The organism is Burkholderia sp. Ap-955, from assembly GCF_011753045.1.
GTDB lineage: Bacteria > Pseudomonadota > Gammaproteobacteria > Burkholderiales > Burkholderiaceae > Burkholderia > Burkholderia lata_D.
The window spans coordinates 58,054-69,412 of record NZ_VWWH01000030.1 but is presented as its reverse complement, the minus strand read 5'-3'; the positions used below and the strand labels follow the sequence as shown (position 1 = coordinate 69,412).

12 protein-coding genes are annotated in these 11,359 nt (G+C 65.7%); 9 read left to right on the top strand and 3 right to left on the bottom strand.

Annotated features, from left to right (window positions below; genetic code table 11):
- The 6 genes from F3J15_RS18085 to F3J15_RS18060 form a co-directional block, all read left to right on the top strand.
- A partial coding sequence (locus F3J15_RS18085; RefSeq protein WP_166893138.1) for an acetyl-CoA C-acyltransferase occupies positions 1-551 on the top strand: 551 nt, incomplete at its 5' end.
- Between the two features lie 149 nt (positions 552-700).
- Complete coding sequence (locus tag F3J15_RS18080; RefSeq protein WP_006491801.1) at positions 701-1,441, top strand: 3-ketoacyl-ACP reductase; 741 nt, start codon at positions 701-703, stop codon at positions 1,439-1,441.
- Between the two features lie 119 nt (positions 1,442-1,560).
- On the top strand, positions 1,561-2,127 hold the full coding sequence (phaR, locus tag F3J15_RS18075; protein ID WP_006485265.1) for a polyhydroxyalkanoate synthesis repressor PhaR: 567 nt from the start codon (positions 1,561-1,563) through the stop codon (positions 2,125-2,127).
- Positions 2,128-2,270: 143 nt separating this feature from the next.
- Positions 2,271-2,534 carry a hypothetical protein gene (locus tag F3J15_RS18070; RefSeq protein WP_166893135.1) on the top strand — a complete coding sequence of 88 codons (264 nt, stop codon included), beginning with the start codon at positions 2,271-2,273 and terminating at the stop codon, positions 2,532-2,534.
- An 8-nt stretch (positions 2,535-2,542) separates the two neighbouring features.
- A complete protein-coding gene (locus F3J15_RS18065; RefSeq protein WP_166893133.1) occupies positions 2,543-3,388 on the top strand; it encodes a lysozyme inhibitor LprI family protein in 846 nt (281 codons plus the stop codon).
- A 188-nt stretch (positions 3,389-3,576) separates the two neighbouring features.
- On the top strand, positions 3,577-4,617 hold the full coding sequence (locus tag F3J15_RS18060) for an FAD-dependent oxidoreductase (protein ID WP_166893131.1): 1,041 nt from the start codon (positions 3,577-3,579) through the stop codon (positions 4,615-4,617).
- A 23-nt stretch (positions 4,618-4,640) separates the two neighbouring features.
- Here the strand turns inward: F3J15_RS18060 and F3J15_RS18055 are convergent, their stop codons facing one another.
- The 3 genes from F3J15_RS18055 to F3J15_RS18045 form a co-directional block, all read right to left on the bottom strand.
- On the bottom strand, positions 4,641-4,895 hold the full coding sequence (locus F3J15_RS18055; protein ID WP_069248086.1) for a hypothetical protein: 255 nt from the start codon (positions 4,893-4,895) through the stop codon (positions 4,641-4,643).
- 256 nt (positions 4,896-5,151) lie between these two features.
- Positions 5,152-6,498, bottom strand: coding sequence for a pitrilysin family protein (locus F3J15_RS18050; RefSeq protein ID WP_166893129.1), 1,347 nt, complete (start codon positions 6,496-6,498; stop codon positions 5,152-5,154).
- On the bottom strand, positions 6,495-7,796 hold the full coding sequence (locus tag F3J15_RS18045; protein ID WP_240159015.1) for a pitrilysin family protein: 1,302 nt from the start codon (positions 7,794-7,796) through the stop codon (positions 6,495-6,497). Before F3J15_RS18045 ends, F3J15_RS18050 begins: the two co-directional genes overlap by 4 nt.
- Positions 7,797-8,348: 552 nt before the next feature.
- Between F3J15_RS18045 and rimO the strand changes: the two genes are divergently transcribed.
- The 3 genes from rimO (at position 8,349) to F3J15_RS18030 (ending at position 11,282) form a co-directional block, all read left to right on the top strand.
- Positions 8,349-9,710 carry a 30S ribosomal protein S12 methylthiotransferase RimO gene (rimO, locus tag F3J15_RS18040; RefSeq protein WP_027787268.1) on the top strand — a complete coding sequence of 454 codons (1,362 nt, stop codon included), beginning with the start codon at positions 8,349-8,351 and terminating at the stop codon, positions 9,708-9,710.
- Positions 9,711-9,713: 3 nt separating this feature from the next.
- Positions 9,714-10,640 carry a sugar kinase gene (locus F3J15_RS18035; RefSeq protein WP_166893127.1) on the top strand — a complete coding sequence of 309 codons (927 nt, stop codon included), beginning with the start codon at positions 9,714-9,716 and terminating at the stop codon, positions 10,638-10,640.
- A 99-nt stretch (positions 10,641-10,739) separates the two neighbouring features.
- Positions 10,740-11,282, top strand: a complete 543-nt coding sequence (locus tag F3J15_RS18030) for a hypothetical protein (RefSeq protein ID WP_089484048.1) — start codon at positions 10,740-10,742, stop codon at positions 11,280-11,282.
- The last annotated feature ends 77 nt before the right edge of the window (positions 11,283-11,359 follow it).

Genomic DNA, 11,359 nt, shown 5'->3' with positions numbered 1-11,359 from the left:
CGCTGCAGTTCGCCACCGACGAATTCGTGCGTCACGGCGTGACGGCGGAATCGCTGGCCGGGCTGAAGCCGGCGTTCTCGAAGGACGGCTCGGTGACGGCGGCGAACGCGTCGGGGCTGAACGACGGCGCGGCGGCGGTGCTGGTGATGTCGGCGCAGAAGGCGGCGGCACTCGGCCTGACGCCGCTGGCGCGGATCAAGGCGTACGCGAACGCGGGCGTGGATCCGAGCGTGATGGGGATGGGCCCGGTGCCGGCATCGCGCCGGTGCCTGGAGCGCGCGGGCTGGACGCCGGGCGACCTGGACCTGATGGAGATCAACGAGGCGTTCGCGGCGCAGGCGCTGGCGGTGCACAAGCAGATGGGCTGGGACACGTCGAAGGTGAACGTGAACGGTGGTGCGATCGCGATCGGCCACCCGATCGGCGCGTCGGGCTGCCGGATCCTGGTGACGCTGCTGCACGAGATGGCCAAGCGCGACGCGAAGCGCGGGCTGGCGTCGCTGTGTATCGGCGGCGGGATGGGTGTCGCGCTCGCGGTCGAGCGTCCGTAAGCGGCCCTCCGTAACCGGCCGTCCGTAACCGGCCATTCGCGACCAGCGAACCGAATCCGTGTGCCGGCCGATGGCAGCTTCGGCCGGCGTCACGTGAAGTCAGAGGGGGCCTCCGGCAGCTCTCGAAACCAAAAAATGGAGTGAGATTTATGTCTCAGCGAATTGCGTACGTAACGGGCGGGATGGGCGGCATCGGCACCAGCATCTGCCAGCGCCTGTCGAAAGACGGCTTCAAGGTGGTCGCAGGTTGCGGCCCGAACTCGCCGCGCCGTGTGAAATGGCTCGAGGACCAGAAGGCGCTCGGGTACGATTTCATCGCGTCGGAAGGCAACGTCGGCGACTGGGACTCGACCAAGGAAGCGTTCGACAAGGTCAAGGCTGAAGTCGGCGAGATCGACGTGCTGGTCAACAACGCGGGCATCACGCGCGACGTCGTGTTCCGCAAGATGACGCACGAAGACTGGACCGCCGTGATCGACACCAACCTGACGAGCCTGTTCAACGTGACGAAGCAGGTGATCGACGGGATGGTCGAACGTGGCTGGGGCCGCATCATCAACATTTCGTCGGTGAACGGCCAGAAGGGGCAGTTCGGCCAGACCAACTACTCGACCGCGAAGGCCGGCATCCACGGCTTCACGATGTCGCTCGCACAGGAAGTCGCGACGAAGGGCGTGACGGTCAACACCGTGTCGCCGGGCTACATCGGTACCGACATGGTGAAGGCGATCCGCCCGGACGTGCTAGAGAAGATCGTCGCGACGATCCCGGTGCGGCGTCTCGGCGGGCCGGAGGAAATCGGTTCGATCGTCGCGTGGCTCGCGTCGAACGATTCAGGTTTCGCCACGGGCGCAGACTTCTCGCTGAACGGCGGCCTGCACATGGGCTGAGCGTCCGCGCTGCGCGGGCCGGGTGGCCGCGCAGCCGGGCGTTTTCCGAAGGCCCCCGCCTCCCGGATTCGGGCGGCGGGGATTCGTCACTTCCGCTACGCTGCACTCAAAGGCGTTACATGACTACTACAAAGAAGACGGCCGAACGGCTCATCAAGAAGTACCCGAACCGTCGGCTCTACGATACCGAGACAAGCACGTACATTACGCTGACCGACGTGAAGCAACTCGTGCTGGAGCAGGAGGACTTCAAGGTCGTCGATGCGAAATCCAACGAAGACCTGACGCGCAGCATCCTCCTGCAGATCATCCTCGAAGAGGAAAGCGGCGGCGTGCCGATGTTCTCGTCGTCGATGCTGTCGCAGATCATCCGTTTCTACGGGCATGCGATGCAGGGCATGATGGGCACGTACCTGGAAAAGAACATCCAGGCCTTCATCGACATCCAGAACAAACTCGCGGATCAGTCGAAGAACCTGTACGAAGGCAATGCGATGAATCCGGAAGTCTGGTCGCAGTTCATGAACATGCAGGCGCCGATGATGCAAGGGATGATGACCAGCTACATCGAGCAGTCGAAGAACATGTTCGTGCAGATGCAGGAGCAGATGCAGAACCAGGCGAAGTCGATGTTCAGCACGTTCCCGTTCAAGCAGCCGGGCGCGTCGGAGCCGGAAAAGAAGTAGCGGTTTCGCGGCAGGCCGACCGCGGCGGGCAACCCGTCGGGCGTCGGTGCCGCGAAGCGGTGCGGCGCGGGGCGGCCGATCGTGCATTCGGGCGCGACGATGTGCGGCCGCCGCCTGCCGGACCCTCTCGCCGACGGTCGTTCATGACCGTCGGCATCGAATGCGCGTGCCGGGTTCGGGCGTGCGTGGCCGTTGTTCAGTCGATCGAGATCCCGTCACCAGCGAAGGAACACCGGCGCGTGTCGTGCCTGATGGTGCGCGTTCGTGCAGGCACGCGTACCATGAGCGGCGCTGCGCGGTGTGGCGTGGCAACTGCGTTCGGCGAATGCACTACCGGCGCGCGGGCACGACAGGCCGTGATGGGTGATGCCGCATCGGGGCAGTGCGACCAAGAAAAAACCGACTGAGAGAAAGCATGCGTGGGATTCGAATGGCATCGGCCGGCCGGCTGGCCGGTTTTGCTTCGATGTTCATGATGGGCGTTGGCGTCGCGGTACCTGGCTTTGCGATGGATTGTGCGAAAGCCGTGCAGCCGGTCGAGAAGCGCATCTGCGCGAGCCCCGTGCTGCGCGCCGCCGACACGCGGATGAATTCGGCGTACGCGGGCGCGCTGAAGGCCGCACCGGACACGGCTATCCGCGACATGCTGGTGCGCAGCCAGCGCCGCTGGATCGACGCGCGCAACAACCGTCTCGATGCCGATTACGAAGGTCGTCCGCTCGCCGTCGACGAAGTGCGCAATGCAATCGATCGGCGCACCGCCGTACTGGCCGATCAATCGAACAGAGGGTTGATCGCGCGTGCGCAGGCCGAGCGCCAGTGGCTCGCGAAATACACGGGCGGCCCGCTTACCGGTTTCGATGCAAACTGCGACTTCATTCCCGACGATGCGACCGGGGCGCACGTTTCCTATGCGTGTTTCGGCGCGGTCCATGTGCAGCATCGTGCGCGGGTCTGCAGCCAGAGCGAGGACTGGGCGACCGGTGCGGTCTATCAGTACCGGTCGGTGAGCACGGCCGATGGCGGGAAGGTGCGACCCGTTGCGTACTGCGAAGCGCAGGCCCATGGGAGTGCGTGCGACACCGGTGGCGTGCACTCGGCGTGGATGCGTGCGGGGGCGTCCGGTGGCGATAACCGCGCGTCAGCGCCGGTTGCCGGGTTGCCGCAGCTCGATGCGGAAATGTGGCCGATCGGCGATGGAGACGATGCTTTGTGGTTCGATCGATGCCTGAAGGCGCCGGTGTTTCCGGACATGCGGTGACCAATTCCGCGCACGAGCACGGCCCGCCATGGCGGGCTTTTTGTTTTTTTGAGCCCGAGCGTCGTGCGCAGCGGATGTCGATCAGGCGACTGCTTCGATGCCGGGCGCGAGAGGGCGGCGAGCAACCGCACAGCGGTGAAGCGGGGCGGACGGTATAGTCGGAACCCCGCAACTTCCGAATGTCACTCATGGGACACAACCTGCTGCGCGTCGTCGTGATCGGTGGTGGCATCGTCGGTGCTTCCACCGCATGGCATCTTGCGCGATCGGGCGCACAGGTCACGCTGCTGGAACAGCAGGCGGTGCCCGCGGGCGGCGCGACTCACTGGTCGTTCGGCTGGGTGGGTACCGGCAGCGCGCTTCCTTCTGAAAACCCGCCCGGCTTCACCCGTATGCTCGGAGCGCTCCCGGAGTTCGCCCGGCTCGAGCGTGAGCTGGGCCCGTTGCCGGTGACGATGCGCGGGGCACTTGTCTGGCTGGATTCGGATGCGCAGACCGCTGCCCTGATCGACGCGCAGCGCGCGGCGGGTGTGCACATGGAAGCGTTGGGGCGTCGAGAGGTGGCCCGGATGGAGCCGCGTCTTGCACGGCTTCCCGAGTTGATCGCGTGGGCACCGGATGATTTCGTGGTCGAGCCGATCGACCTGACGCATCAGCTGCTGGCCGGTGCACAAGCGGCCGGCGCGGAGATCCGGTGCGGTTGTGCAGTCGAAGCGGTCGAAACGCGCAATGGGTACGTTGTCGGTGTGCATACCGCGCATGGGCATGTGCCGGCGGATGTTGTCGTCCTGGCGAATGCGGCTTCCGCGGTGGCCATTGCCGCGAGCCCGGGTGTGTCGTTGCCGGTTCGCGAGGAGCCGGCCGTCTTGATGCGGTTTGCTGCCGAGCCGGGTCTCATCAGCCACTTGCTCTATGGGCAGGATCTCGAAGTGCGGGTCGGCCCGTCGGGTAGCCTGCTGTCAGCCGCGGATCCACCGGAAGAGGGAGTCAGCGGGCTTGCAGCGCTCGCTGCGCGCACGGCCTCGGACATTTCGGCGCTGTTTGCCGAGCCGCCGACCCTCACGCTGCTTTCCGCGAAATCGGCGCTTCGGCCGATGACGAACGACGGGGCGCCGATCAACGGATTTTTGCCGGGTATTGCAGGGGTTTATGCCGTTGTCGCGCATCCCGGCGTGATCCTGGCGCCCCAGCTTGGGCGCCTGGCAGCGACCGCGATCATGGACGCGTGACGGGTCACGCGTCTCGTCGTCCGTCAGTGCGTCTGATCGAAATCCTGCTCGCCGTCCGACGGCGGGAGGTCGAGCACGAGCTTGACGGCGCTGTAGTTGGCCTTGAGCGAAAACACGCGGCCGATCACGAGGAACGTCTGGCGAGAATTCTCGAGTTCGACGAAGTCGCCCGGTTGCGGTACGTGCGCGCCCTGGTCGTAGGAGAAGCTGGTGCTGGTTTGCTCGCCAATGGCTTCGGCTGCGTGTTCGGTGAATTCGATCGTAATGTGGGTGGTCATGCGAGCCCCGTCATGGCTGAAGTGAAGCGGTTGGAGGTTCCGATTCTCGCATAATGGCAGTTCGCGCCCGGGGCGATAGTCGTGCGCTGATGGTGGCGGACCGTGCTTGCCCGCCGGGCTCCGGCTCACTCGAGCGCGCACGCGTCGAGGGCTTCCCACGAGCGCTGCAGCGAACCGCCCTCTGGCGATGCGCGGCAGTGCGATGGCAGCGGCCCGGCCGAAGCCGGGCGGGGAGTGGAACGAAGCGAGGCGGCGGTTATTTCTCCGCAAACGTGCCTGCTTCCACCAATGTCATCTTGTCGGGGTCCAGGTACGTGCGGATGGCGGTGTTGACCTGTTCGACGGTCAACGCGCGGACGCGCGCGGGATAGGTGTCCAGGTCACTCAGCGGACGGTCCTGGAGCACCGTCTGGGCGATCATGGCGGCCATCTGCCCGGTGGTTTCCATCGCGACTTGATGGCGGCCGATCATGCCGTCCTTGCGTGCATCCAGTTCCGTTTGGGTAACGCCCTGTTTCCACCAGGCATCCAGAATCCGGCGCGTGCTGGCGACGCCCTTGTCCAGCAGGGGCGGGGCGAAGCTGCTGGTGATGACGAACCCGCCGTCCATCAGGGAGAGCCCGGACAGGCCGGCGCGGATGCCATAGGTCAGGCCTTCCTTGTCGCGGACCGCTGCCATCAGGCGGCCGGTGAAGCCGTTGCCCAGGATGTTGACGGCCGCGCTGAGGGGCAGATAGTCGACATCGTTGGCGCGCAGGTCGATGGCCTGACCCAGCATCACGCTGATGGATTCCTTGTCCCTCATGGCGATGCGCTGCGTGTCGGGCCGGCTTGCTTTGCGTGGCGGGCCATGTCGCGCGAGTGCCCGGCCCCCGCTCCAGCCCGCGAAGGCTTCGGTCACCATGGACTGCAGGCGGCGAGGGTCCGCGCCGCCGACCACGACCAGCGTCATGTGGGCGGGCCCGTAATAGGCTTGATGAAAGGCCTTGATGTCGTCCAGCGTAGCAGCGGCGATCGCTTCGAGCATCCGTTCGCGCGGCACCGGTGCGTTGAGGTGGGCATCGGGGTAAATGGACCGATTCAGCGCCTCGCTGGCCCGAGCCGACGGGTTTTCTCCGGTGTTACGGACCGCGGCCTCCAGCCGGCTCTTGGCCTTGGCCAGCTCCTCCGGCTTGAAGGCCGGCAGGCGCAACTGCTCGGCCATCAGGTCGATCAGCGTCGGCAAATCCTTGGTCAGGCTTTGGCCGTGTATGCCGACATAGCCGCCGTCGGTCTGGAACGACAACTGAGCGCCCAGGCTTTCCAGCAGCGCGGAAATCGCCACCTTGTCGCGACGGGTGCTGCCCTCCTGCAGCAACATGCCCGTCAGCAACGGCACGGCGGGATTGGCCGCCTTGCTGGCCGTGTCGGCATCGCCCAGGGGCATCACCCCGGTAAGGGACACCATTTCCTGCGGCGACATCGAATAGGTCAATAGCGTGATGCTGCCGGCCTGGGAGCGCACGACGCGGTCGGCTATGCCTGCCTGAGCCGCAACAGGCAGGCATAGCACGGCGAACCACACGAACCACGTCCGCAGATGGTTGAAACGAACATGCTTCATGAAGATTTCTCCGGGACGAACCAGCCGGTGGTGCTCTGGTTTTCAATGAGGTACTTGCGGGCGACGCGCTGCACATCGGCGGGCGTCACCTTTTCCAGTTCTCCAAGCTCGGTGACGAACCGTGTCCAGTCGCCCAGCGAGACCGCGTTGCCCAAGCGGGCGGACGTCGAGCGGACGCCGTCACGCTGGTAGACCTGATCGGCCCGGTAAGGGCCCAGCACCCGCTGGATATCCTCGCGAGTAACGCCCTCGGTCTTGATCCGCTCCAGTTCGGTCCAGGCGATTTTCTCGGCCTGCTCGTGTTTCGCGTCGGGCGGCAGGTTGACCGTCACGACGAACGGACCGGGATCGCGCAGCGCATGGAAGCCGGCGCCGGCTTGCGTGGCAACCGTGGTGTCGACCAGTGCGCGATACAGCCGGCTGCTCTTGCCCTGGCTCAATACCAGGCCCAGTACGGTCAACGCAGCCGCATCGGGGTCGAGCGCGCGCGGCCCCTTGAAGGCGATGATCAGATTGCCCGTTGCGCCCGCGCGTTTGAGCACCAGCCTTCGTGACCCCTGCTGCGGCGGCTCTTCGGTCGTGACAGCGGGAATGGCCTTGGGCGCGCGCGGGATGCCGCCGTAATACTGCCTGACCCACCCCAACGCCTGGTCCGGCCGGAAATCGCCGACCAGGATGACGGTGGCGTTGTCCGGCCAGTAGAAGGTGTCGTAGAAACGGCGCAGCTTGTCCACGCTCGCATGCTCGATGTCGCTACGCCAGCCGATGGTCGGATGGTGGTAGGGGTGTGCCTGGTAAGCCGTGGCCATGACCTGCTGGAACAAGGCGGTGAAAGGACTGTTCTCGCCTCGCTCGTACTCGTTGCGTACCACCGTCATTTCGCTGGCCAGGTCTTCCGGGCGCAGCAGGAGGTTGCGCATGCGGTCGGCCTCGATCGCGATGTAGCCTTCCAGCGCATCGCGCCCGAGCGTGCCGAAGTAGTTGGTGCGGTCCATCGAAGTGGTGGCGTTGAAGGTCGCGCCCACTCGCTCCATGTAGCTGTTCAGTGAATTGCCGAGCGCCTTGTTGTAGTGCCGGCTGCCCTTGAACATCAGGTGCTCGAGCAGGTGAGTGTCGCCGGTCGTGCCCGCGGCTTCGTTGCGTGAACCCACCTGGTACAACACCTGGAAACTGACCACCGTCGCAGCGGAATCGGGCACGGCAAGCACGGTAAGGCCGTTGGCATCCAGACGGTATTCGTCGATGCCACCCAGGGAGCGCACGTGGGTAAAGCCCGGTACCTCGACGGGTTGGGCCATCGCCGTGCCTGCAATCAACGGGCACAGCGAGAGCCAGGTGCATATCAAACGTCGTACTGACATGTAGCGTCCTTTTGTGTAGGCCGGATGAACGCGGAAGAGCTGATGAGTCAGATTCGACCCCATGCGGCAATGCAGCCGGGGCAGGGAGACTCATGCGCGATGCTACTTTGCGCCCCATTATCGTGAAATGAGACGAGTTCGAATGTTTGGGACAGAACCGGCGCACTCGTCCGCAGGACCCGGCCATGAAAGATCGTGAATGCAGGTGCGCCTTGCCTTCCGCTCGATCGAGCGTCTCACCGCGATCAGAGGAAGCGCGGCGCCGTCAGCGCTTCAAATGCGTCGGTTTCGGACATCGCGTGAGCGGGTCGCGCGGCAATGCACTGTTTCAAAGAGAAAGGGACGCATCAGGCAGCCATCGCATGACGGCCCCCCGGCGCGTCGTGCATCCGATTCGACGGTCTATGCCGCCGCCGATTGCCTGTTTTGCCTCGCCACCCCTAAATGGCTGTAAACTCACGCTTTTGCTGCCACGCCCCCACATTCCAGATGTCCCAATCCCCCAAAGTAGGGTTCGTATCCCTCGGGTGCCCGAAGGCGCTCGTCGACTCCGAACAGATCATCACGCAACTGCGCGCCGAAGGTTATGAAATCTCCGGCACCTACGACGGTGCCGACCTCGTCGTCGTGAACACCTGCGGCTTCATCGACGAAGCCGTGCAGGAAAGCCTCGACGCGATCGGCGAAGCGCTGACCGAGAACGGCAAGGTGATCGTCACCGGCTGTCTCGGCGCGAAGTCGAGCGCCAGCGGGTCGAACCTGATCGAGGAAGTCCACCCGAAGGTGCTCGCCGTCACCGGCCCGCACGCGGTGGGCGAAGTGATGCAGGCCGTGCATTCGCACCTGCCGAAGCCGCACGACCCGTTCACCGATCTCGTGCCCGCCGCCGGCATCAAGCTCACGCCGCGCCACTACGCGTACCTGAAGATCTCCGAAGGCTGCAACCACCGCTGCACGTTCTGCATCATCCCGTCGATGCGCGGCGACCTCGTGTCGCGTCCGGTCGCGGAAGTGATGCTGGAAGCCGAGAACCTGTTCAAGTCGGGCGTGAAGGAACTGCTCGTGATCTCGCAGGACACGAGCGCGTACGGCGTCGACGTGAAGTACCGCACGGGCTTCTGGAACGGCAAGCCGATCAAGACGCGCATGACCGACCTGGTCGCCGCGCTCGGCGAACTCGCCGCGCAGTACGGCGCATGGGTGCGCCTGCACTACGTGTATCCGTACCCGAGCGTCGACGAAGTGATTCCGCTGATGGCCGAAGGCCCGTTCAAGGGCCACGTGCTGCCGTACCTCGACGTGCCGTTCCAGCATGCGCACCCGGAAGTGCTGAAGCGCATGAAGCGTCCGGCGAACGCCGAGAAGGTGCTCGAGCGCGTGCAGAAGTGGCGCGAGATCTGTCCGGACCTGACGATCCGCAGCACGTTCATTGCAGGCTTCCCCGGCGAGACGGAAGAGCAGTTCGAAACGCTGCTCGACTTCATCCGCGAGGCGGAACTCGATCGCGTCGGCTGCTTTGCCTACTCGCCGGTCGAAGGCGCGACCGCGAACGAACTCGACGGCGCGCTGCCGGATGAAGTCCGCGAGGAACGCCGCGCGCGCTTCATGGAAGTCGCCGAGGAAGTGTCGGCGAATCGCATCCAGCGCAAGGTCGGCAAGACCCTCAAGGTGCTGATCGACGAAGTGAGCGAGGAAGGCGGGATCGGCCGCACGGCGGCTGATGCGCCGGAGATCGACGGCGTCGTCTATGTCGAGCCGGCGGCGAAGGCATCGAAGCGCTACAAGGTCGGCGATTTCGTGTCCGTGAAGATCACGGGCGCCGACGGCCACGATCTGTGGGGCGAGGTATAAGCGATGACCGCGGCATTCCCGGAGATCCTCGCGCTCGGCGAGGCGATGATCGAATTCAACCAGTCGCAGCCGGGCCGGCCTGAATTCCTGCAGGGTTTCGGTGGCGACACGTCGAACTTCTGCATCGCCGCGGCGCGCCAGGGCGCGTCGACGGGCTTCGTGTCGGCGATCGGCGACGATCCGTTCGGCCGCCTGCTGGCCGATATGTGGCGCGCGGAACGCGTCGACACGACGTACGTGCGGATCGACCGCGCGGCGCCGACCGGCGTGTACTTCGTCACGCACGGCGCCGACGGTCACCAGTTCGACTACCTGCGCGCGGGCTCGGCGGCGAGCCGTTACGCAACGGGGGACCTGCCGCTCGATGCACTGGCCGCGGCGAAAGCCGTGCACCTGTCGGGCATCAGCCTCGCGATCAGCACGGCCGCGTGCGACGCCGCATTCGCGGCGATCGACCACGCTCGCCGCAACGGCGCGAAGGTCAGCTTCGATACGAACCTGCGCCTGAAGCTGTGGCCGTTGCCGCGGGCTCGCGCGGTGATGCGCGAGGCGCTGCGCCAGACGGACATCTGCCTGCCCAGCTGGGGCGACGTGACGGCGCTCACGGGCGCGAACGATCGCGATGCGATCGTCGATGCGATGCTCGAACACGGGCCGCAGGTCGTCGCGTTGAAGCTCGGCAAGGAAGGCGCTTACGTGGCGACGCCGAACGAGCGGCGCGTCGTGCCGGGCTTCACGGTCGAAGCCGTCGATGCGACGGGTGCGGGCGACTGCTTCGGCGGCGCCTTCGTCGCGCGGATCGTCGCGGGCGACGATCCGTTCGTGGCGGCGCGTTATGCGAACGCCGCGGCGGCGCTGTCGACAACGGGCTACGGCGCGGTCGCGCCGATTCCGCACCGCGATGCGGTGGAGCGCCTGATGCAAGGCTGATGCGGCATGCGCACGCCGGCCACGGCACTGCAGGGCGGGCACGGCATCGCCGCGGTTTCCGCGGTTTTCGAGCGAATCTGAAGCAAGGAGCAACACACGGTGGGTCGATATTCGCAATGGCAACGGGCGCTCGTCGTCGCGGGCGCGCTGGCGGCGGGCATGGTGATGCCGGGCGTCTCCGCGGCGCAGGCCGTCGCGCCGGGCGTGCAGCAGGATGAACCGGCAATGGCGCGGCCGCTGAAGCCGAATCCCGAGTTCGCCCGCCTGCCGCGCTACGAAGGCACGCTCGGTGACCGGCCGATCGTCGTGCATCTCGGCCCGAAGACGGACGAGGAAGGCGTGCACGGCGAATACCAGTTCGCCGATACGGGCGAGGTCGTGCTGCTCGCGGGCGATCGCGACGGCGACACGCTCGAAATCGAGGAATCGAACGACGGCACGAACATCACGGGCGTGTGGATCGGCCGCTTCGACGCGACGGGGGACCTGAAGGCCGACCGGATGAATTCGGACGAGTCGGATCCGCAGCCCGTCGTGCTGCGTCACGCGCCGGGCAAGCGCGCGGCGCTGCAGGTGCGCGACGGCCGCGTGCAGGAAATCGAGACGGTGGGCGGCGTCGTCAACCTGCGCACCGACGACTGAACCCACGCTGGCTCGGTGCGCGCGGCGCGCATTGTACCGGGCCAATTGCGCCGATTTTGGCTAATCTAGCTGCATAT

Excerpts from the sequence above, each read along its gene's own strand:
- F3J15_RS18080 (WP_006491801.1), top strand. The coding sequence starts at position 701 with ATGTCTCAGCGAATTGCGTACGTAACGGGCGGGATGGGCGGCATCGGC.
- F3J15_RS18070 (WP_166893135.1), top strand. The coding sequence starts at position 2,271 with ATGACCGTCGGCATCGAATGCGCGTGCCGGGTTCGGGCGTGCGTGGCC.
- F3J15_RS18055 (WP_069248086.1), bottom strand. The coding sequence starts at position 4,895 with ATGACCACCCACATTACGATCGAATTCACCGAACACGCAGCCGAAGCC.
- rimO (WP_027787268.1), top strand. The coding sequence starts at position 8,349 with ATGTCCCAATCCCCCAAAGTAGGGTTCGTATCCCTCGGGTGCCCGAAG.
- F3J15_RS18065 (WP_166893133.1), top strand. The coding sequence starts at position 2,543 with ATGCGTGGGATTCGAATGGCATCGGCCGGCCGGCTGGCCGGTTTTGCT.
- F3J15_RS18045 (WP_240159015.1), bottom strand. The coding sequence starts at position 7,796 with ATGGCCCAACCCGTCGAGGTACCGGGCTTTACCCACGTGCGCTCCCTG.
- phaR (WP_006485265.1), top strand. The coding sequence starts at position 1,561 with ATGACTACTACAAAGAAGACGGCCGAACGGCTCATCAAGAAGTACCCG.
- F3J15_RS18035 (WP_166893127.1), top strand. The coding sequence starts at position 9,714 with ATGACCGCGGCATTCCCGGAGATCCTCGCGCTCGGCGAGGCGATGATC.
- F3J15_RS18060 (WP_166893131.1), top strand. The coding sequence starts at position 3,577 with ATGGGACACAACCTGCTGCGCGTCGTCGTGATCGGTGGTGGCATCGTC.
- F3J15_RS18050 (WP_166893129.1), bottom strand. The coding sequence starts at position 6,498 with ATGAAGCATGTTCGTTTCAACCATCTGCGGACGTGGTTCGTGTGGTTC.